The organism is Pseudomonas massiliensis, assembly GCF_000826105.1.
Lineage (GTDB): Bacteria > Pseudomonadota > Gammaproteobacteria > Pseudomonadales > Pseudomonadaceae > Aquipseudomonas > Aquipseudomonas massiliensis.
This window is the reverse complement of sequence record NZ_CCYK01000007.1, coordinates 2299509-2320124: the sequence shown is the minus strand read 5'-3', so window position 1 is coordinate 2320124 and position 20616 is coordinate 2299509. Positions and strand designations below refer to the sequence as shown.

The 20616-nt window shown below is 63.1% G+C and carries 16 protein-coding genes and 2 pseudogenes; 6 read left to right on the top strand and 12 right to left on the bottom strand.

The features are described 5' to 3' along the window. Positions 1 to 37 precede the first annotated feature (37 nt). The 6 genes and pseudogenes from BN1188_RS22435 to BN1188_RS21395 all read left to right on the top strand — a co-directional run. Positions 38 to 859 (top strand): annotated as a pseudogene (locus BN1188_RS22435) (cache domain-containing protein); the annotation flags it as partial. A 363-nt stretch (positions 860 to 1222) separates the two neighbouring features. Next, positions 1223 to 1717, top strand: a pseudogene (locus BN1188_RS22430) (methyl-accepting chemotaxis protein); the annotation flags it as partial. Between the two features lie 90 nt (positions 1718 to 1807). Then, positions 1808 to 2884 (top strand): AI-2E family transporter, encoded by a 1077-nt coding sequence (locus tag BN1188_RS21410; RefSeq protein WP_040263836.1) that lies wholly within the window; start codon positions 1808 to 1810, stop codon positions 2882 to 2884. 69 nt (positions 2885 to 2953) lie between these two features. Further along, positions 2954 to 4846, top strand: coding sequence for a penicillin-binding protein 2 (mrdA, locus tag BN1188_RS21405; RefSeq protein WP_040263834.1), 1893 nt, complete (start codon positions 2954 to 2956; stop codon positions 4844 to 4846). A gap of 137 nt (positions 4847 to 4983) precedes the next feature. Next, entirely contained in the window at positions 4984 to 5583 is a 600-nt protein-coding gene (gene wrbA / locus BN1188_RS21400; RefSeq protein ID WP_040263832.1) for an NAD(P)H:quinone oxidoreductase, read from the top strand. 28 nt (positions 5584 to 5611) lie between these two features. Beyond that, complete coding sequence (locus BN1188_RS21395) at positions 5612 to 6010, top strand: VOC family protein (RefSeq protein WP_040263830.1); 399 nt, start codon at positions 5612 to 5614, stop codon at positions 6008 to 6010. Positions 6011 to 6088: 78 nt separating this feature from the next. Here BN1188_RS21395 and nuoN read toward each other — a convergent pair whose 3' ends face one another. The 12 genes from nuoN to BN1188_RS21335 form a co-directional block, all read right to left on the bottom strand. Continuing rightward, the gene (gene nuoN / locus BN1188_RS21390; protein WP_040263828.1) at positions 6089 to 7558 is read right to left on the bottom strand and encodes an NADH-quinone oxidoreductase subunit NuoN; all 1470 of its coding nucleotides are present in this window, start codon (positions 7556 to 7558) and stop codon (positions 6089 to 6091) included. Between the two features lie 6 nt (positions 7559 to 7564). Beyond that, on the bottom strand, positions 7565 to 9097 hold the full coding sequence (gene nuoM / locus BN1188_RS21385; protein WP_040263826.1) for an NADH-quinone oxidoreductase subunit M: 1533 nt from the start codon (positions 9095 to 9097) through the stop codon (positions 7565 to 7567). A gap of 40 nt (positions 9098 to 9137) precedes the next feature. After that, positions 9138 to 10988 (bottom strand): NADH-quinone oxidoreductase subunit L, encoded by a 1851-nt coding sequence (gene nuoL, locus BN1188_RS21380; RefSeq protein ID WP_040263824.1) that lies wholly within the window; start codon positions 10986 to 10988, stop codon positions 9138 to 9140. Next, the gene (gene nuoK / locus BN1188_RS21375; RefSeq protein ID WP_040263822.1) at positions 10985 to 11293 is read right to left on the bottom strand and encodes an NADH-quinone oxidoreductase subunit NuoK; all 309 of its coding nucleotides are present in this window, start codon (positions 11291 to 11293) and stop codon (positions 10985 to 10987) included. Before nuoK ends, nuoL begins: the two co-directional genes overlap by 4 nt. Positions 11294 to 11296: 3 nt before the next feature. After that, positions 11297 to 11797 carry an NADH-quinone oxidoreductase subunit J gene (nuoJ, locus tag BN1188_RS21370; protein WP_040263820.1) on the bottom strand — a complete coding sequence of 167 codons (501 nt, stop codon included), beginning with the start codon at positions 11795 to 11797 and terminating at the stop codon, positions 11297 to 11299. A gap of 9 nt (positions 11798 to 11806) precedes the next feature. After that, on the bottom strand, positions 11807 to 12355 hold the full coding sequence (gene nuoI, locus BN1188_RS21365; RefSeq protein ID WP_040263817.1) for an NADH-quinone oxidoreductase subunit NuoI: 549 nt from the start codon (positions 12353 to 12355) through the stop codon (positions 11807 to 11809). 9 nt (positions 12356 to 12364) lie between these two features. After that, the gene (gene nuoH, locus BN1188_RS21360) at positions 12365 to 13366 is read right to left on the bottom strand and encodes an NADH-quinone oxidoreductase subunit NuoH (protein ID WP_040263815.1); all 1002 of its coding nucleotides are present in this window, start codon (positions 13364 to 13366) and stop codon (positions 12365 to 12367) included. Further along, on the bottom strand, positions 13363 to 16080 hold the full coding sequence (nuoG, locus tag BN1188_RS21355; protein ID WP_040263813.1) for an NADH-quinone oxidoreductase subunit NuoG: 2718 nt from the start codon (positions 16078 to 16080) through the stop codon (positions 13363 to 13365). Before nuoG ends, nuoH begins: the two co-directional genes overlap by 4 nt. A 116-nt stretch (positions 16081 to 16196) precedes the next feature. Beyond that, a complete protein-coding gene (gene nuoF, locus BN1188_RS21350; protein WP_040263811.1) occupies positions 16197 to 17564 on the bottom strand; it encodes an NADH-quinone oxidoreductase subunit NuoF in 1368 nt (455 codons plus the stop codon). After that, on the bottom strand, positions 17561 to 18058 hold the full coding sequence (gene nuoE, locus BN1188_RS21345) for an NADH-quinone oxidoreductase subunit NuoE (protein WP_040263809.1): 498 nt from the start codon (positions 18056 to 18058) through the stop codon (positions 17561 to 17563). Before nuoE ends, nuoF begins: the two co-directional genes overlap by 4 nt. 2 nt (positions 18059 to 18060) lie before the next feature. Further along, a complete protein-coding gene (gene nuoC / locus BN1188_RS21340) occupies positions 18061 to 19845 on the bottom strand; it encodes an NADH-quinone oxidoreductase subunit C/D (RefSeq protein ID WP_040263808.1) in 1785 nt (594 codons plus the stop codon). Positions 19846 to 19926: 81 nt separating this feature from the next. Further along, entirely contained in the window at positions 19927 to 20613 is a 687-nt protein-coding gene (locus tag BN1188_RS21335; protein ID WP_040263806.1) for an NADH-quinone oxidoreductase subunit B, read from the bottom strand. Positions 20614 to 20616 lie beyond the last annotated feature (3 nt).

Genomic DNA, 20616 nt, shown 5'->3' with positions numbered 1-20616 from the left:
TAAGGCAGGTATTCATCCTCTGCCCGTGAGATTCGCCATGCGCCTTAGCTTGAAAGGCAAGGTCCTGTCCGTCGCCATCGTTCCGGTGGTCCTGTTCGCCCTTATCATCAGCCTGTTCACCCTCTACATCCTTCGCCAGCAGGCGGCGCAGGAAGTGCAGGAAACCCGAGAGCGGTACTTGCAGGATGCCCGTACCTCTCTGCAGAACTTCGTTGCCATTGCACTGGGGACAGTCAAGCCGGTGTACGATGCCGCGACGCCAGGCGATCCCGCCCCGCGTGCTCAGGTCATTCAGATGCTGTCCCAGGTCACCTATGGCACCGATGGCTATTTCTTCGGTTACGACGGTCAGGCGGTGCGGTTGTTCAAGGGCAACAGCAGCGAAGGTGTCGGCAAAAGCTTCATCGACGCAAAAGATCCCAACGGTGTCTACGTTAACCGCGAACTGGTCAACGTCGGCAAGAGCGGTACCCACTTCGTGAATTACTCCTCGACCCTGCCTGGTACTCAGCAGCTGGTGCCCAAGCTGGCCTACTCCGAATACTTGCCCAAGTGGGACATGGTCATTGGCACCGCGGTGAATCTTGATGGCATTGACGCCCAGCTCGAGCAGGTGCGCGAGGCGGTACACCTGCGTACCCTCGACCTGCTGATGAGCATCGTCGGCATCGCCGTTGTGCTGTTGGCCATCATCGCGGTGATCGGCTTGCTGCTGGCACGCAATATCCTTCGTCCGCTATCGTTGATGAAGCAAAGCCTGGATGACATCGCCGCCGGTGAAGGTGACCTTACGCGTCGGCTGCCGGTTACCAGCCAGGATGAGCTGGGCGCCCTGGCAGGCTCATTCAACCGTTTCGCCGAGAAAATCCATGGCCTGGTACGGCAGATCGCCGACATGACCGGCCAACTGACCGGTCTGGTCAGCGATGTAGCAGACCAGGCTCAGCGTTCAGAGCGTGCCATGGAGCGCCAGCGGCAGGAAACCGACCAGGTGGCCACAGCGGTGAATGAGATGTCCGGTGCCGCCCAGGAAGTGGCCCGCAGTGCTCAGGGTGCGGCGACCGCAGCCCTGGAGACCGATGAGGAAGGCCGTCAGGCCAAGGTGGTGGTCGATGGCAGCGTTGCGCAGATCCATTCGCTGATCGCCGACATCCAGCTCAGCGGCAACTCGTTGGACACCTTGCAGAACGAAGTCCGTTCCATCGTCAGTGTGCTAGGGGTGATCCGCTCCATTGCCGAGCAAACCAACCTGCTGGCCTTGAACGCGGCCATCGAGGCGGCGCGCGCTGGCGAGGCAGGTCGCGGCTTCGCCGTAGTGGCTGACGAAGTGCGCGCCCTGGCGAGCCGGACCCAGCAAAGCACCCAGGAAATCCAGGGCATGATCGACCGCCTGGAAAAAGGTACCCGCGACGCGGTGGAAGCCATGCGGCGTTCCAGCGAAGCCGGGGAGGGTACCAGCACCCGCGCCAACGAGGCCGGTCGTTCCCTGGACGCGATGGGGCACCTTATTGCAACCATCAGCAACATGAACGCCCAGATCGCTACCGCCGCCGAAGAGCAGACCGCGGTCGTCGAGGAGATCAACCGCAGCGTGCATCAGATCGCCGGCGCGGTGGATCAGGTGGCCGACGAAACCCGCCAGGGTGCTGAAACCGCGCGTCAGCTGGCGGCGCTGGGCCAAGGCCTGGGGCGACTGGTCTCACAATTCCGCATCTAACAGCGAGTTCCATGGCACTTACCGTGCCGTTGTCGGCCTAAGCAGCAGGCGCTCCAGACGGGGCGCCCTGCTTGCCACGACGGAACGCGCATGAACGAAAACACACTGCAATACAAGACGCTGCTGGTTTTGCTTGTATTGGTCACCCTCGCTTTCATCTGGATCCTCCTGCCGTATTACGGGGCGGTCTTCTGGGCCATCATCCTGGGTATTCTTTTCGCGCCACTGCAGCGCAAACTGATCCAACGGTACAAGTGGCCTCGCAATGTTACCTCTGTGATCACCCTGGCCATCTGTGTGTTGGTCGCCGTATTGCCAGTGATCATCATCAGCGCACTGTTGGTACAGGAGGGTACCGCGCTATACAAAGCCGTCCAGAACGGAGAGATCGACGTTGCCAGCTATGTCACCCATTTCAAGCATGCCTTGCCCAACGGCGTTCAGAGCCTGCTGGACCGCATGGGCATGGGTAACCTGGACAGCCTGCGGGAAAAAGTGGCAGCCAGGGCCATGCAAGGCAGCGAGGCGCTGACCTCGCAAGCCTTCAGCTTCGGCCAGGGCACGCTCGACTTCATCGTCAGTTTCGGGGTGATGCTTTACCTGGTGTTTTTCTTTCTGCGCGATGGGCCCGAACTGGTGCGCAAGATGCGCCTGGCCGTGCCATTGGCCGAGCCGCAGAAGCGCCGCCTGCAGCTCAAGTTCACCCGGGTAGTGCGCGCTACGGTCAAGGGCAACATGCTCGTGGCCGTGTCCCAGGGCGCGCTGGGCGGGTTGATCTTCTGGATTCTCGACATACCGAGCGCACTGCTGTGGGCAGTATTGATGGCATTTCTTTCATTATTGCCGGCCGTAGGTGCTGGGGTAGTATGGGCGCCGGTAGCGGCCTACTTCATGCTCGACGGCGAGATGTGGCGCGGCGTGGTGCTCACCCTCTACGGGGTGTTCGTCATTGGCCTGGTGGACAACGTGCTGCGCCCTATCCTGGTCGGCAAGGACACCAAGCTGCCGGATTACCTGGTGCTGATCTCCACCCTTGGGGGCTTGGCCGTCTTCGGGCTCAACGGCTTCGTGATCGGCCCGCTGATCGCGGCATTGTTCGTCTCCACCTGGAGCATCTTCGTCGGCGACCGCCCCACTGTACAGTTGCCCCCTGACCTGCCTCGGTAATTGCGTTAAGAGCCTATCGAACGCCCCGCCGCGGGCGGACGTTTCGATAGGTTCACACGAGCGTTACCGATGCCAGATCCCATACCCCTGAAGGACCACGACAAAGAACAGCGGCTGGTCAACGGGCGGCTGGTCGCCTGCGCTGTCTTGGTACTGGGGTTGGCCCTTGCGCTGATCGCCCGCCTGTATTTCCTTCAGGTGGTCCAATACGACTACCACTCGACCATCTCCGAAAACAACCGAGTGCATGTGTTGCCTATCCCGCCTGAACGCGGCCTGATCTACGATCGCAACGGCGTGGTGCTGGCTAACAACCGCCCCAGCTTCAACTTGACCCTGACGCGGGAGCGGGCCGGCGATACCCCCACTGTGCTGGATGCACTGGTGAACGTCTTGCACCTGCCCGAGGAGCAGCGCCATGAGTTCGACAAGGATCTTCGCCGGGCCAGGCATCCTTTCGAACCGGTCACGCTCATGTATGAACTGACAGAAGAACAGATCGCGCTCATTGCAGTGAATCAGTTTCTGCTGCCAGGGATCGACGTGGAGGCTCAGTTCGTCCGTGAGTATCCCTTGGGCGAAGCGTTCGCGCATTCCCTGGGCTACGTTGGGCGCATCAACGAAAAGGAAGCCAAGGTGCTGGACCCGGTCGAATACCGGGGCACCCAGTCGGTAGGCAAGACGGGGGTGGAGCGCTTCTACGAGAGTGCCTTGCATGGCCATGTCGGCTTCGAGGAAGTGGAAACCAATGCCCAGGGCAGGGTGATGCGCGTCCTGCGCCATACAGACCCGATAGCGGGCAAGAACATTACCCTGACCCTGGATGCGAACCTGCAACTGGCGGCCGAGAAGGCCTTGAACGGGCGGCGGGGCGCAATCGTGGCGCTGGACCCGCAGAACGGCGATGTACTGGCCATGGTCAGCGAGCCCAGCTTCGACCCTAACCTGTTCGTCACCGGAATCGGCTACAAGCAATACACAGCCCTGCGCGATTCGATCGACCGGCCCCTGTTCAATCGTGTGTTGCGCGGCCTGTATGCCCCCGGCTCGACCATCAAGCCGGAGGTGGCCATCGCCGGCCTGGACAGCGGGGTAATCACCCCTGGCACGCGGGTATTCGACCCCGGCTACTATGAGTTGCCCAACTACGACCACAAGTACCGCAACTGGAATCGCAGCGGAGATGGCTGGGTAGACCTGTATGCGGCCATCATGCGCTCGAACGATACCTACTTCTATGAAACGGCTCATCGCCTGGGCATCGATCGCTTGCACGATTACCTGAGCCGCTTCGGCATCGGCCAGAAGGTGTCCCTGGACATGTTCGAGGAAGCGCCAGGCTTGATGCCGTCGGAGCAATGGAAACGAGCCACCCGCCGCCAGCCCTGGTTCCCGGGTGAAACCCTTATACTCGGCATCGGCCAGGGGTACATGCAGGTCACGCCCTTGCAGTTGGCCCAGGCCACCTCCCTGATTGCCAGCAAGGGCGTGTGGCGCCGCCCGCATTTGGCCGAAAGCGTCGGCGGCGAGCCGCCCGTGGACAGCAACCCCATGCCCAACATCGTGCTGCGCGACCAGGGCGAGTGGGAACAGGTGAACCGAGGGATGCAGGCGGTATTGCACGATCCTCGCGGAATTGCGCGGCAGTCGGCGGCTGGCGCTCAATATCGCATCGCCGGTAAAAGCGGTACCGCCCAGGTGGTCGCCATACGCCAGGGCGAGCGCTACAACCGTGAGAAAACCTTGGAGCGTAACCGCGACAATGCCCTGTTCGTCGGCTTCGCCCCAGCGGAAAACCCAAGGATAGTCGTGGCGGTAATGATCGAAAACGGCGAAGCCGGAGGCCGTGTGGCCGGGCCGGTGGTGCGCGAGGTACTGGATGCCTGGCTGCTCGATCAGAATGGCCATCTCAAGCCCCAGTACGCCAGCCCCACCCAGCCGGCCAGGCCGCCGACGACCTGACCCGCAGAGGCGAGGCGCTGCGGTAGATCCAGCGCTTCGATCAAACCCTTCGAATCAACTTGTTTTTAACCTGTCCCAGGCTATGCGAAGTTGATGAGCCGTGTCATGTCGACGCGGCGACACAAGGGAGCATCACCGTGGCTAAAGTTCTCGTTCTGTACTACTCCTCCTATGGGCATATTGAGACCATGGCCAATGCCATCGCTGAGGGCGCCCGCGCCGCTGGCGCTACAGTGGATGTGAAGCGGGTGCCGGAAACGGCGCCCGCGGAAGTGGCCAAGGCGGCTCATTTCAAGCTGGACCAGGCGGCACCCATCGCCAGCGTGCAAGACTTGGCCAACTACGATGCGATCATTCTGGGCAGCCCAACCCGTTTCGGCCGGGTCAGCAGCCAGATGGCAGCTTTCCTCGACCAGGCCGGGGGACTCTGGGCCAAGGGCGTGTTGAATGGGAAAGTCGGCGCGGCATTCACCTCCACGGCCAGCCAGCATGGAGGCCAGGAAACCACGCTGTTTTCGCTGATCACCAACCTGCTGCACTTCGGGATGGTGATCGTAGGCTTGCCCTATAGCCACCAAGGGCAAATGACCATGGATGAAATCGTAGGCGGCGCGCCCTACGGGGCCACTACCATCGCCAGCGGCGATGGCAGCCGGCAGCCCAGCGAGATCGAACTGGCAGGCGCCCGTCATCAGGGCGAACTGGTCGCCAAGACGGCTGCCAAGCTGTTCAGCTAAGGCGTGCTGACCCCCGGAGGGGCTGGATATGTACTCACACATCATCGTGGGAGCCCGTGATCTGGAGCGTCTCGCTCGGTTCTACGGGGCCGTGCTGACTGAGCTGGGGTTGGTGCCCATGCCCGATGAAGAAGATACCGGGCCGCCTGGCAAGGGCTGGCAGCTTCCCGGCAAGCGCTGGCCGCAGTTCTTTGTCCAACAGCCCTTCAACGGCCAGCCAGCCTCGCCTGGCAATGGGAACCAGGTAAGCTTCGCTTGCGTCAGCCGCGACCAGGTGGACGCCGCCTGGGCCGCTGCCATGGCCCACGGTGGAAGTGACGAAGGGGCTCCGGGCATACGGCGCCATTACGCGCCGGACTACTACGGGGCCTATTGTCGAGACCCGGAGGGCAACAAGCTCTGCTTTGTGTGTGCCGAAGGGCTATGAAGCTTTTGCCAAAGCGTGCATGACCATAAAAAAACCCCGCTGTAGGAACACAGCGGGGTTTTTATCGTACAAGCCTGTCTAGCCCATCAGGTGCAGCCCTGCGTGCTGTACCAAGTCCACCAGGGGTTGCGGATACACACCCAGCACAAAGGCCAGGATGGCGATGGCCAGCAGCATGACGCCGCCGGTGCGCTGTTCCCAATTCAGTGGCGCGTCCTGACGTGGAATGCTCGACTCGCGCAGGTACAAGGTAACCATCACGCGCAGGTAGTAGAACAAGCCGATGGCGCTACCGATCACCAGGGCCCCGACCAGCCACCACAGGCCCGATTCCACGCCTGCCGCCATGATGTAGAACTTGCCGATGAAGCCCGCGGTGAGCGGAATGCCGGCCAGGGAGAGCATCATCACGGTGAGCACGGCGGTCAGGTAGGGGCGGCGCCAGAACAGACCGCGATACTCGAAGAGCGCGTCGGCGTCGCGGCCCTTGAAGGGCGAGGACATCAAGGTGATGACCCCGAACGCGCCCAGGCTGGTGATCACGTAGGTGGCCAGGTAGACGCCGATGGCTTCCACGGCCAAGCCCTTGCTCGCCACCAGGGCGATGAGCAGGTAACCGAAGTGGGCGATGGAAGAGTAACCCAGCAGACGCTTTAGGTTGCTCTGGTTCAGCGCCAGCAGGTTGCCGACCACGATGGAGGCGATGGCGATCAGGCTGAGGACGTCGTTCAACACGCCACTGCTGGCCGCAGGCGACAATTGGAACAGGCGCACGATCACGGCGAAGACCGCCACCTTGCTGGCGGTCGCCAGGAAGGCGGCCACTGGAGCCGGGGCGCCTTCATAGACATCCGGGGTCCACAGGTGGAAGGGCACCAGGGACAACTTGAAGGCCAGGCCCACCAGCATCATGCCCAGGCCCAGCTGCGCCAGCAGGCTCGGCATGCCGGTGGCGGCCAGGGCCGCGCCGATGCCGCTGAAGCTCAGGGTCCCGGCATCGGCGTACAGCAGCGCCATGCCGAACAACAGGAATGCCGAGCCAGCCGCCGACAGCACCATGTACTTGATGCCGGCTTCCAGGGAACGCTTGTTGAAGTAGGCATAGGCCACCAGCCCATACACTGGTACCGAAAGCAGTTCGAGGCCGATGAAGAGCGCGGCCAGTTGCTGGGCGCACACCAGGACCATGCCGCCGGCGGCCGCCAGCAGGATGAGCAGGTACAGCTCTTCACGGTTGCCTGGGTAACCGGAACCCGCGTCTCCAAGGTAGGCGTGGGCCAGGGTAACGCAGGCCAGGGTAGCGATGAGGATCAGCGCCATGTACAGGCAAGCGAAGTCATCCACCTGCAGCAGGCTGGTCACGCTGAGCGGGGTAACCTTGAGCACTGGCAGGATCGACAGCAACGCCAGGTTCAATCCCGCGCAAGACAGCAGGAAGGTTTGGGAGTGGTTGCGGCGCCAGGCGATCGCCAGCATCACCACCACGATGGTGACGCTCGTGATCAGCAGCGGCGCCAGTGCCAGAAAGTGTTGAGAGGTCAGTTCCATTGCAGGTTACCGGGCCGATGCAAGTTGAGAGAAAGCCGAGCCGAACCAGTTCTGGACCCCGGCCATGGTGGCCGCCGAGGTGTCCAGGATGGGTTGCGGATACACGCCCAGCAGCACCAGCAGCACTGCCAGCAGCAGGATCATCGCCAGCTCGCGGCCATCCATGCCATGCAGCACTGTGTCGGACTTGGCCGGCCCGAAATAGGCGCGGTGGATCATGATCAGCGCATAGACCGAACCCACGACCAGGCCGAAGGTGGCAATGGTGGTGACCCACGGCGCCACGGCGAAGCTGCCCAGCAGGATCAGGAATTCACCCACGAAGTTGCCCGTGCCGGGCAGGCCCAGGGAAGCCGCCGCGAAGAACAGGCTGATCGCCGGCAGGTAGGCGATACGTGACCACAGGCCGCCCATTTCACGCATGTCGCGGGTGTGCAGGCGCTCGTACAGCTGGCCACTGAGGATGAACAGGGCCGCGGCGGACAGACCGTGCGCCACCATCTGCACCACGGCACCCTGCAATGCTTCCAGGCTGCCGGAGTAGATGCCGATCAGCACGAAGCCCATGTGCGAGACGCTGGAATAGGCAATCAGGCGCTTGATGTCGGTCTGGGCGAAGGCCAGGAAGGCACCATAGAAGATGCCGACCAGGCCCAGGCCCATGGCGATGGGCGCGAACTCGGCCGACGCATTGGGGAACAGCGGCAGGGCGAAGCGCAGCAGGCCATAGGCGGCGGTTTTCAAGAGGATACCGGCCAGGTCCACGGAACCGGCGGTCGGCGCCTGGGCATGGGCGTCCGGCAGCCAGGAATGCACCGGCACCACGGGCAGTTTCACCGCGAAGGCGACGAAGAAGCCCAGCATCAACAGGTATTCGGTGCCGGCTGGCAGGTGCGCCTTGAGCAGGTCGGAGTAGTTGAAGGTGATCACACCGGTATGGTTGTAGTTCACCAGCACCAGCGCCAGGATCGCCACCAACATGATCAGGCCGCTGGCCTGGGTGAAGATGAAGAACTTGGTCGCCGCGTAGATCCGGGTGCGCTTGCCGTCCGCCGAGCTATGACCCCAGAGCGCGATGAGGAAGTACATCGGCACCAGCATCATTTCCCAGAAGAAGAAGAACAGGAACAGGTCCAGCGCCAGGAACACGCCGATCACCCCGCCCAGGATCCACATCAGGTTCAGGTGGAAGAAGCCCACATGGCGCTGAATCTCTTTCCACGAGCACAGCACCGAGAGCGCGCCGAGCAGGCCGGTCAGCAGGATCATCAGCAAGGACAGGCCATCCAGCGCCAGGTGCACGCTGATGCCGAACCGCGGGATCCAGGCCCACTTGTATTCGACGGCCCAGACCGGGTCGGCGCCGGGCGCCGGGGCCAGGGAGTAGTCCCCATGGGCCCAGAGCCAAAGCCCCAGTACCAATTCCAGAGACATGGTCAGCAACGCGATCCAGCGGGGAAGGGTGGCGCTCGAGCGCTCAGCCATCCAGCACAGGAGGCCGCCGATGAAGGGAATCAGGATCAGCCAAGGCAGAATCATGACGGGGTCGTTTCCTTTCGCAAAGTCGCAAGGTTCATAGTCAGGCGGCCATCACTACAGCGCCCAGCACCACGACGGCGCCAAACGCGAGGGAAGCGGCATACCAGCGCAGCTGGCCGTTCTCGGTGCGGCTCATGACGGAATGACCGCCTTTGACCAACCGAGGAACCAGGCCGATGCCACGGTCCATTGGGTCCCTGCGCAGCACGTGGCTGATCCACAGATAGGGTTTGACGAAAAGCTTGTCGTAGATCCAGTCGAAGCCCCAGGCAGCGAACCACCACGCCGAGAGCAGACGGCCAGGGCCACTGTTGGCGATGGCGCTGACCACCCGGCGTTTGCCCAGGAAAAGCAATGCCGCCAGCAGGATGCCGGCCAGGGCGATGGCGCCCGAGGCGATTTCCAGGCTGTGCTTGGCTTCGCCACCCGCGTGGCCCACGCTTTCCGGCAACACTCCTGCCAGCGGTGGGTGAATCCAGGCGCCGACGAAGGTGGAGAGCACCAGCAGCACGCCCAGTGGCAGCCAGTGGGAAATGCCGTGGCCGGCGTGGGCCTCGGTCTTCGCTTCGCCGTGGAAGGCGATGAAGATCAGGCGGAAGGTGTACAGCGACGTCATGAACGCACCCACCAGGCCAGCGTACAGCAGGCCGGTATGGCCGCTGGCGAAGGCTTCCCAGAGGATCTCGTCCTTGGAGTAGAAGCCGGCTGTCAGGATAGGCAGGGCCGCCAGGGCCGCGCCACCGACGATGAAGCTGGCGTAGGCCAGCGGCAGCTTCTTCCACAGCCCGCCCATTTTGAAGATGTTCTGCTCATGGTGGCAGGCCACGATCACCGCGCCCGAAGCCAGGAACAGCAGCGCCTTGAAGAAGGCGTGCGTCATCAGGTGGAAAATCGCGCCTTCCCAGGCACCGACGCCCAGGGCCAGGAACATGTAGCCGATCTGGCTCATGGTCGAGTAGGCCAGGATGCGCTTGATGTCCGTCTGCACCAGAGCGGCGAAGCCAGCCAGCACCAAGGTCACGCCGCCGACGATGCCTACCAGGTGCAGGATGTCCGGCGCCAGGGTGAACAGGCCGTGGGTACGGGCGATCAGGTATACACCCGCGGTCACCATGGTTGCCGCGTGGATCAGCGCCGAAACCGGTGTTGGACCGGCCATGGCGTCTGCCAGCCAGGTCTGCAGGGGAAGCTGGGCGGACTTGCCCACGGCGCCACCGAGCAGCATCAGGGTAGCGAGGACGATCCAGAAATCACCGACCTTGAAGTGTTCAGGCGCGCGTACCAGCAACTCCTGGATGTTCAGGGTGCCCAGCTGGTGGAACAGGATGAACATCCCGATAGCCATGAACACGTCGCCGATACGGGTGACGATGAAGGCCTTGAGCGCGGCATTGCCATTGTTGCGGTTGCCGTAGTAGAAGCCGATCAACAGATAGCTGCACAGGCCCACGCCTTCCCAACCGAAGTAGATGAACAGCAGATTGTCACCCAGGATCAGGAACAACATGCTGGCAATGAACAGGTTGGTGTAGGAGAAGAAGCGCGAGTAGCCTTCTTCGCCACGCATGTACCAGGAAGCGAACAGGTGGATCAGGAAGCCCACTCCGACCACCACGCCCAGCATGGTCAGCGACAGGCCATCCAGGTAAAGGGTGAAGCTCGGCTTGAAGGTGCCTACCGAGATCCAGGTCCAGAGCACCTGAGTGAAGACACCGCCTGGCGGGGGCGCCATGTTGAACTGCCAGATCACATAGGCCGCTACCAGGGCGGAGAGGCCGATGGAGCCGACGCCGATGAGCGCGGAAGTGTTTTCCGAAAGCCGGCCGCGGGAAAACGACAGCAGCAGGTAGCCGATCAGAGGAAAGACGAAGGTCAGGAAGAGTAGGTTCATCCGCGCATCTCACTGGCAGCGTCGATATCGAGCGTATGGAAGCGGCGATACAGCTGGATCAGGATCGCCAGGCCGATGCTGGCCTCGGCGGCCGCCAGGGTGATCACCAGGATGAACATGATCTGCCCATCCGGTTGGGCCCAGCGGCTGCCTGCCACGATGAAGGCCAGCGCCGAGGCGTTCATCATGATTTCCAGGCTCATCAGCACGAAAAGGATGTTGCGGCGCACCAGCAGGCCGACCAGGCCGAGGACGAAGAGTACCCCGGCGACGGCCAGGCCGTGTTCGAGAGGAATGGCTGGCATGGGTTACTCCTTCGCCTCGTTGCGGCCGATGTGGAAAGCGGTGATGGCCGCGGCGAGCAGCAGCATCGAGGCCAGCTCCACGGCCAGCAGGTAAGGGCCGAACAGGCTGATGCCCACGGCCTTGGGACCGATGGTGGTTTCCCCGACGGGGATATTGCCCGGTCCGGAGAACAGCACGTACATCAGTTCGAGCAGCAGGAGCGCGGCCAGCAGCATGGGCCCTGCCCAAATGCCCGGCTTGAACCATTCCCGCTCCTGGTGCGCCGAGGCGGTGCCCAGGTTGAGCATCATCACCACGAACACGAACAGCACCATGATGGCACCAGCGTAGGCGATCACTTCCAGAACCCCGGCGAACGGAGCGCCGAGGGCGAAGAAGGTCATGGCCACTGCGATCAGGGAGATGATCAGGTACAGCAGGGCGTGCACCGGGTTGGTGCCGGTAATGACCCGGAGGGTCGCCAGCACCGCAACGCCGGAGGCGAAATAGAACGCGAATTCCATCTTTCTTCCTTAAGGCAGCAGGCTTTTCACGTTGATCGGCTCGGCTTCGTTCTGGGCGGCGCCTTTCGGCTTGCCGGCCACGGCCATGCCCGCGACGCGATAGAAGTTATAGTCCGGATTCTTTCCGGGGCCCGAAATCAGCAGGTCGTGCTTCTCGTAGACCAGGTCCTGACGCTTGTAGTCCGCCATTTCGAAATCCGGCGTGAGCTGGATCGCCGTGGTTGGGCAGGCTTCCTCGCACAGGCCGCAGAAGATGCAGCGGGAGAAGTTGATACGGAAGAACTCCGGATACCAACGGCCGTCGTCCGTCTCGGCCTTCTGCAAGGAGATACAACCCACCGGGCAGGCAACCGCGCACAGGTTGCAGGCCACGCAACGCTCTTCGCCGTCGGGGTCGCGGGTCAGCACGATGCGGCCACGGTAGCGGGGCGCGAGATACACCGGCTCCTCGGGGTATTGCAGCGTGTCACGCTTGCGGAAGCCATGACCGAAAATCATGATCAGGCTGCGCAGCTGGGTGTAGGTGCCATGGACCACATGGCCGATATATTTGAACATGTCTCGTCCTCAAGCACCGGCCGGTGTGTTCAGCAACACGATGGCGGCCGTCACCAGCAAATTGATCAGGGTCAGCGGAAGGCAGAACTTCCAGCTGAAATCCATCACCTGGTCATAGCGTGGGCGTGGAATCGACGCCCGCAGCAGGATGAACAGCATGATGAAGAACGCGGTCTTGAGGGCGAACCACAGGAAGGGCACCTGCGGCAGCAAGTCGAACGGGCCATGCCAGCCACCGAAGAACAGCGTCACCAGCAGCGCCGAGATCAGCACGATGCCAATGTATTCGCCCACGAAGAACATGCCCCATTTCATGCCGGCATACTCGATGTGGTAACCGTCGGCCAGTTCCTGCTCCGCTTCCGGCTGGTCGAAGGGGTGACGGTGCGTCACCGCCACGCCAGCGATGAAGAAGGTGCAGAAGCCAAAGAACTGCGGAATGATGAACCACAGGTTCTGGGCCTGGTATTCAACGATGTCGCGCATGTTGAACGAGCCGGCCTGCACGATCACGCCCATGAGCGCCAGGCCCATGAACACCTCGTAGGAAACGGTCTGGGCGGAGGCGCGCAGGCTGCCGAGCAGGGCATACTTGTTGTTGCTCGACCAGCCGGCGAACAGCACTGCATACACCGACAGGCCCGCCATGGCGAAGAAGAACAGCACGCCGATGTTCAGGTCCGCGACGCCCCAGGTGGGGGTGATCGGGATCACCGAGAAGGCGATCAGCAAGGCGCTCATGGCCACCACCGGCGCCAGGGTGAAGATCACCCGATCGACGAAGGGTGGATTCCAGTCTTCCTTGAAGAACATCTTCAGCATGTCGGCGGCGATCTGGAACATGCCGAACGGGCCTACGCGGTTCGGACCGTAGCGGTCCTGCCACCAGCCCAGCAGACGGCGCTCGACGAAACTGAGCAGCGCACCGCAAACCACTACCGCCAAGAGAATGACGATGGACTTGAGCACGGACACAATGACGTCCATCACTTCCGGTGTGAGCCAGCTCATTGCGCGGCCTCCTGCAAGCTTTCCACGGCCTGCCCGGCGAAGGCGGGCGGAATCCCCGCCAGCCCCTTGGGCAAGGCCACCAGGCCTACGGCCAGTTGTTCATCCACGCGCAATGGCAGGCGCAACGTGGTACCAGCGACGCTCAGGCTGACCAGCGCGCCGTCATTGACGCCCAGGCGATCCGCTTCGGCCTTGGCCACGGCCACATAGGACGCCGGAATGCGCGACTGTACCGGTGCGGCCCTGGACGAGGTTTCCTCGCTGCCGAACAGGTGGTAGTAGGGCACGGCGGTCCAGGTGCCGCGTGCTGGCGCGAAGGCAGCCGGAATGCAGGTGAACCAGGCCAGCTGGTCGCCGCGGCTTTCGATCAGCCGCACGCCGGGGTCGCCAGCACGCAGGTGGCCGCCGACTTCGTCCTGGAACTTGTTCCAGGCCTGCGGCGAGTTCCAGCCTGGAGACCAGGCAAAGGGCACCTGTTGGCGCGGTACGGCGCTGCCCGAGTAGCCTTCCATGGAGAAGGCGAAGGGGCTGTCCACGTCCTGGCTGGTACGTGGTTCATGCACGCTGATATTGGCGCGCATGGCGGTACGGCCGGAATAGCGCAGCGGCTCGCGGGCCATCTTCTGGCCCTTGATGCGGAAGGCCGCCGATGGCGCCGCGTCAACGATGCTTGCCAATTGAGGCGCGGCGGCGGCGCAGGCGGCGGTGACCTGGTCCAGCTGGGTCCAGTCCACCTTGCGCTCGAGCAGGGTGGCGCGCAGGGCATGTAGCCAGCGCCAGCCCTCGTGGACGAAGTTCTGAGGGTCCAGATAGTGCGGGTCGAACACCTGGAAGAATCGCTGGGCGCGACCTTCCTGACTGACCAGGGTGCCATCGCCCTCGGCGAAGCTGGCCGCGGGCAGGATCAGGTCGGCGCGGTCAGTGGTGGCGGTCTGCTGGTGATCGGCGACGATCACTACCTTGGCCGCGGCCAGAGCGGCATCGACCTTGGCCTTCGGCAGACGGGTGTAGAGGTCGTTTTCCAGCACCACCATGGCGTCGGCGCGGCCTTCGATCACGGCATCCAGGGCGGCGTCCAGAGCGCCGCCACCGAGCATGGCCAGGCCCAGGCTGTTGGCCTCGGGTACGATCAGGCTGAGGGAACCGGCCTTGGCGCGCAGGGCCAGTGCCTTGGCAATGTTGGCGGCCGCTTCGATCAGCGCCGGGCAAGCCAGGGAAGTACCGGAAACAACCAGCGGACGCTTGGCGGCGAGCAGCGCCTCGGCGATGCGCTGGGCCAGGCCCAGAGCTTCGTCATCCAGGCCAGCCACGGCCGGGGCGCTGGCATCGATGGCATGGGCGACGGCGAAGCCGATACGCGCCAGGTCCTCGGGCGCGGCGTGAACGCATTCCTCGGCCACGTCATCGAGACGGGTTTCGCTCAGGCTGGCGATGAACAGGGGATACAGCTCATGCTGGCCAATATTGTTCACGGCGGCGTTGAGCCATGGCTGCACGCGCATGGCTTCGGCCATGGCCTCGGCCTTGCCCTTGACCGACTGGCGCAGGGCCAGGGCCATGCGCGCGGCGGTCTGGGTCAGGTCCTCGCCCAGTACGAAGATCGCGTCATGGTCCTCTACCTCGCGCAGGCTCGGGATCGGCAAGGGGCTGTTGTTGAGCACGTCCAGCGCCAGGCGAATACGGCTCAGCTCGCCGGCTTCGATACCGGTGTGGTACCACTCGGCGCCCACCAGTTCACGCAGGGCGAAGTTGCTTTCCAGGCTGGCGCGTGGCGAGCCGATACCTACGATGGTACGACCGCTGAGCAATTGGGCGGCCTTGTCCAGGGCGGCGTCCACGCCGAGCATGGTGCGTTCCTGGCCCAGCATCGGGTGCTTGGGGCGATCCTTGCGGTTGACGTAGCCGTAGCCGAAACGGCCACGGTCGCACAGGAAATAATGGTTGACCGAACCGTTGTAACGGTTCTCGATCCGACGCAGTTCGCCGTAACGTTCGCCGGGGCTGATGTTGCAACCGCTGGAGCAGCCGTGGCAGATGCTCGGCGCGAACTGCATGTCCCACTTGCGGTTGTAACGCTCGGAGTGGGTCTTGTCGGTGAACACGCCAGTAGGGCAGACCTCGGTGAGGTTGCCGGAGAATTCACTCTCCAGCACGCCATCTTCGACCCGGCCGAAATAAACGTTGTCGTGAGCACCGTAGACGCCAAGGTCGGTGCCGCCGGCATAGTCCTTGTAGAAACGCACGCAGCGGTAGCAGGCGATGCAGCGGTTCATTTCATGAGCGATGAACGGGCCCAGATCCTGGTTCTGGTGGGTGCGCTTGGTGAAGCGGTACCGGCGCTCGTTGTGGCCGGTCATCACGGTCATGTCCTGGAGGTGGCAGTGGCCGCCTTCCTCGCAGACCGGGCAGTCATGGGGATGGTTGGTCATCAACCATTCGACCACGCTGGCGCGGAAGGCCTTGGATTCCTCGTCGTCGATGGAGATCCAGGTGTTGTCCGCGGCGGGGGTCATGCACGACATCACGATGCGGCCGCGCTTGTCGTTTTCATCGTTGTACTGCTTCACCGCGCACTGGCGGCAGGCACCGACGCTCCCCAGCGCCGGGTGCCAGCAGAAATAGGGAATATCGAGGCCGAGGGACAGACAAGCCTGTAGCAGGTTGTCCGCGCCATCGACTTCGAGGGCTTTGCCGTCTACGTGGATAGTGGCCATGGTTCAAGGTTCTTCGTTGGCCCGGTCGCCCGGGCTTGGCTAATGGAAATCTTGTTCTATGCCTGGCGCTTGGCGTTCACAGGCAGCGGGCGGGGCAGGGCACCGCCCGGATCAAATCAGGCTCCCGTCGGTACAGGTCGCGGCTGGCCGAAGCCAAGGGCAGCGTTGGCCACGCTCACGGGGGCGATGCCGGCCTCGAATTCATCTCGGAAATACTTGATGGCGCTGCCCAGGGGCTCTACCGCGCCCGGCGCGTGGGCGCAGAAGGTCTTGCCGGGGCCGAGGAAACCTACCAGGCCAAGCAGGGTTTCGATATCGCCCTGGGCGCCCTGGCCCTTCTCCAGCGCTCGCAACAGCTTCACCGACCATGGCAGGCCATCGCGGCAGGGCGTGCAGAAGCCACAGGATTCCCGCGCGAAGAACTCTTCCATGTTGCGCAGCAGGGACACCATGTTCACGGTATTGTCCACGGCCATGGCCAGGCCGGTACCCATGCGAGTGCCTACCTTGGCGATGCCGCCAGCGTACATTTGCGCTTCCAGGTGCTCCGGCAGGAGGAAGCCGGTGCCCGCGCCGCCTGGCTGCCAGCACTTTAGGGTGTAGCCGTCGCGCATGCCGCCAGCGTAGTCCTCGAACAGTTCCCGTGCGGTGACGCCGAAGGGCAGTTCCCATAGGCCGGGGTTTTTCACCTTGCCGGAGAAGCCCATGAGCTTGGTGCCGTGGTCCTCGCTGCCCTCGCGAGCCAGGCCTTTGTACCAGTCGATGCCGTTGCCGACGATGGCCGGTACGTTGCACAGGGTTTCCACGTTGTTCACGCAGGTCGGCTTGCCCCAGACGCCCACGGCCGCGGGGAAGGGCGGCTTGGAGCGCGGGTTGGCGCGGCGGCCTTCCAGGGAGTTGATCAGGGCGGTCTCTTCACCACAGATGTAGCGTCCGGCACCGGTATGCACGAACAGCTCGAAGTCGAAACCGCTGCCAAGAATATTCTTGCCCAGCAGGCCGGCCGCCTTGGCTTCCTCTACCGCGCGGTTCAGGTGGCGGGCCGCCGTGGTGTATTCGCCGCGCAGGAAGATGTAGCCTCGATAGGCCTTCAGCGCCCGGGCGCTGATCAGCATTCCTTCGATCAGCAGGTGGGGCTGCTGCTCCATGAGCATGCGGTCTTTCCAGGTGTTGGGCTCCATCTCATCCGCGTTGCATAGCAGGTAGCGGATGTTCATGGACTCATCCTTGGGCATCAGGCCCCACTTCACCCCGGTGGGGAAGCCGGCGCCGCCACGGCCCTTGAGGCCAGAATCCTTGACGGTCTGCACGATATCTTCCTGCGACATCTGCGCCAGGGCCTTGCGCGCTGCCGTGTAGCCGTCCTTGCGCTGGTATTCTTCCAGCCACACCGGCTCGGCATCGTCGCGCAGGCGCCAGGTGAGGGGATGGGTTTCCGGTGCGCGGGCAATGCGGTTGGCCGGGCCGAACGAAGTCAGGGTCATACGTAGGCCTCCAGCAAGCGGCTGACGCCGTCTGGCTTGACGTCGCCGAAAGTGTCGTCATCGATCATCAGGGCCGGCGCCTTGTCGCAGTTGCCCAGGCAGCACACTGGCAGCAAGGTGAAGCGGCCGTCGGCGGTGGTTTGTCCCAGGCCGATGCCCAGTTCCCGTTGGATCTGCGCGACCACGGATTCGTGCCCACCGATGTAGCAGACCATGCTGTCGCAGACGCGAATGATGTGGCGCCCTACCGGCTGGCGGAAGATCTGGCTGTAGAAGGTAGCTACCCCCTCGACATCGCTGGCAGGAATGCCGAGGATCTCGCCGATGGCATACAGGGCGCCGTCAGGCACCCAGCCACGGGCCTTCTGAACGATCTTCAGCGCCTCGATGGACGCGGCGCGCGGATCTTCATAGTGGTGCATCTCGTGCTCGATGGCCGAGCGCTCGGTTTCGCTGAGGACGAAACGGTCAGTCTGGATAAGCGTAGTGTTCATGCTTAGCGGTCCACGTCGGCCATGACGAAGTCGATACTGCCCAGGTACGCGATCAGGTCGGCGACCATTTCGCCGCGGATCACCGATGGGATCTGCTGCAGGTGCGGATAGCTGGGGGTACGGATACGGGTGCGGTAGCTCATGGTGCCGCCATCGCTCGTCAGGTAATAACTGTTGATGCCCTTGGTCGCCTCGATCATCTGGAAGCTTTCATTGGCCGGCATCACCGGGCCCCAGGAAACTTGCAGGAAGTGGGTGATCAGGGTCTCGATATGCTGCAGGGTGCGCTCTTTCGGCGGCGGCGTGGTCAGCGGGTGGTCCGCCTTGTATGGGCCTTCCGGCATGTTGCGCATGCACTGGTCGATGATCCGCAGGCTCTGGCGCATTTCCTCGACGCGCACCATGCAGCGGTCATAGGCGTCGCCGTTGTGGGCCAGCGGCACTTCGAAGTCGAAGTGCTCGTAGCCTGAATAGGGGCGAGCCTTGCGCAGGTCGAAGTCGCAGCCAGTGGCGCGCAGGCTGGGGCCGGTGGTGCCCCACTCCAGCGCTTCCCGGGTGTTGTACTGGGCCACGCCTATGGTACGGCCCTTGAGAATACTGTTCTGCAATGCCGCCTTGGTGTATTCGTCCAGGCGCTTGGGCATCCAGTCGACAAAGTCCTTGACCAGCTTTTCCCAGCCGCGCGGCAGGTCATGCGCCACGCCACCAATCCGGTACCAGGCCGGATGCAGGCGGAAACCGGTGACCGCCTCGATCACCGAGTACGCCCGTTGGCGGTCGGTGAAGGTGAAGAATACCGGCGTCATGGCGCCCACGTCCTGGATGTAGGTACCCAGGAACAGCAGGTGGCTGGTGATGCGGAAGAACTCGGCCATCATGATGCGGATGGTGTTGACCCGGTCCGGCACCGTGATGCCTGCCAGTTTCTCCACCGCCAGCACGTAAGGCAGGTTGTTCATCACCCCACCGAGGTAGTCGATACGGTCGGTATAGGGGATGTAGCTATGCCAGGACTGGCGTTCGCCCATTTTCTCGGCACCGCGGTGGTGGTAGCCGATGTCGGGCACGCAGTCGACGATCTCTTCGCCGTCGAGCTGGAGGATGATGCGGAAGGCACCGTGGGCCGAAGGGTGGTTCGGGCCCAAATTGAGGAACATGAAGTCCTCGTTGGCGGTGCCGCGTTTCATGCCCCAGTCTTCGGGACGGAAGCGCGCGGCTTCTTCTTCATGGGCCTGCTTGGCCAGGCTCAGGCTGTACGGGTCGAACTCGGTCGCCCGCGCCGGGTAGTCCTTGCGCAGCGGATGACCTTCCCAGGTGGGCGGCATCAGGATGCGGCTCAGGTTCGGGTGCCCGGTGAAGGTGATGCCGTACATGTCCCAGACTTCACGTTCGTACCAGTTGGCGTTAGGCCAGATGCCGGTGACGCTGGGCAGGTTCAGGTCGCCCTCGCTCAAGGCTACCTTTAGCATCACATCGCTGTTCCGCTCGATGGACATCAGGTGGTAGAACACCGTGAAGTCCGATTCCGGCAGGCCGCGGCGCTGGGTGCGCAGGCGCTCGTCCACGCCGTGCAGGTCATAGAGCATGGCATAGGGCTTGGGCAGATTGCGCAGGAAGGTCAACACGTCCTTGATCTGCGCACGGGCCACCCACAGCACCGGCATGCCGGTGCGGGTGTTCTGGGCGTGGAAGCTTTCCGGGCCGAAGCGGTTGGTCAGTTCGACGACCACATCCTGGTCGTCAGCCTTGTAGGGCGGGATATACAGAGCGGTGTCCGCTGTTGTCATGGTGTCGGTCGCTTTCGCTTTCGGTCAACGTCAAGAGTGAGTGCCAATAACGCCCTGTCCGCGATGGGGCAGGGCGCCGGCTCACACTTCGTCTGGGCTGCGCAGGTTGGTGACCTGGATGCGCTGTTCGCGACGCAGGTCTTTCTGGGACGGCATCTCGGCGCGGTAAACGCCCTGATCGCCGACCACCCACGACAATGGCCGCCGCTCCTTGCCGATGGATTCCTGCAGCAGCATCAGGCCCTGCAGGAATGCTTCGGGGCGCGGCGGGCAGCCGGGCACGTAAACGTCCACAGGCAGGAACTTGTCCACGCCCTGCACTACGGAATAGATGTCATACATGCCGCCCGAATTGGCGCAGGCACCCATGGAAATGACCCACTTGGGCTCGAGCATCTGCTCGTAGAGCCGCTGGATGATCGGCGCCATCTTGATGAAGGGGGTGCCGGCGATCACCATGAAGTCCGCCTGTCGCGGCGAGGCCCGAATGACTTCGGCCCCGAAGCGGGCGATATCATGAGGCGCGGTAAACGCCGTGGTCATTTCCACATAGCAGCAGGACAGCCCGAAGTTGTACGGCCACAAGGAGTTCTTGCGGCCCCAGTTGACCGCGCCGCTCAGGACATCTTCGAGCTTGCCCATGAAGACGCTGCGATGGACCTGGTCTTCGAGCATCTTGTCGTCGACGATGCCCTGCTTGCCCAGGGGATAGCGCTGTTCCGGATCCTGGGGAGCATCCGGGTCGATCTTGGTGAGATTGTATTGCATTGC

Bases quoted from the DNA above. Each gene is read 5' to 3' on its own strand.
- nuoE (WP_040263809.1), bottom strand. From the start codon at position 18,058: ATGAACACTACGCTTATCCAGACTGACCGTTTCGTCCTCAGCGAAACC.
- nuoH (WP_040263815.1), bottom strand. From the start codon at position 13,366: ATGAGCTGGCTCACACCGGAAGTGATGGACGTCATTGTGTCCGTGCTC.
- nuoJ (WP_040263820.1), bottom strand. From the start codon at position 11,797: ATGGAATTCGCGTTCTATTTCGCCTCCGGCGTTGCGGTGCTGGCGACC.
- nuoL (WP_040263824.1), bottom strand. From the start codon at position 10,988: ATGAACCTACTCTTCCTGACCTTCGTCTTTCCTCTGATCGGCTACCTG.
- BN1188_RS21395 (WP_040263830.1), top strand. From the start codon at position 5,612: ATGTACTCACACATCATCGTGGGAGCCCGTGATCTGGAGCGTCTCGCT.
- BN1188_RS21410 (WP_040263836.1), top strand. From the start codon at position 1,808: ATGAACGAAAACACACTGCAATACAAGACGCTGCTGGTTTTGCTTGTA.
- nuoF (WP_040263811.1), bottom strand. From the start codon at position 17,564: ATGACCCTGACTTCGTTCGGCCCGGCCAACCGCATTGCCCGCGCACCG.
- nuoC (WP_040263808.1), bottom strand. From the start codon at position 19,845: ATGACAACAGCGGACACCGCTCTGTATATCCCGCCCTACAAGGCTGAC.
- nuoI (WP_040263817.1), bottom strand. From the start codon at position 12,355: ATGTTCAAATATATCGGCCATGTGGTCCATGGCACCTACACCCAGCTG.
- BN1188_RS21335 (WP_040263806.1), bottom strand. From the start codon at position 20,613: ATGCAATACAATCTCACCAAGATCGACCCGGATGCTCCCCAGGATCCG.
- nuoN (WP_040263828.1), bottom strand. From the start codon at position 7,558: ATGGAACTGACCTCTCAACACTTTCTGGCACTGGCGCCGCTGCTGATC.
- nuoK (WP_040263822.1), bottom strand. From the start codon at position 11,293: ATGCCAGCCATTCCTCTCGAACACGGCCTGGCCGTCGCCGGGGTACTC.
- mrdA (WP_040263834.1), top strand. From the start codon at position 2,954: ATGCCAGATCCCATACCCCTGAAGGACCACGACAAAGAACAGCGGCTG.
- nuoG (WP_040263813.1), bottom strand. From the start codon at position 16,080: ATGGCCACTATCCACGTAGACGGCAAAGCCCTCGAAGTCGATGGCGCG.
- nuoM (WP_040263826.1), bottom strand. From the start codon at position 9,097: ATGATTCTGCCTTGGCTGATCCTGATTCCCTTCATCGGCGGCCTCCTG.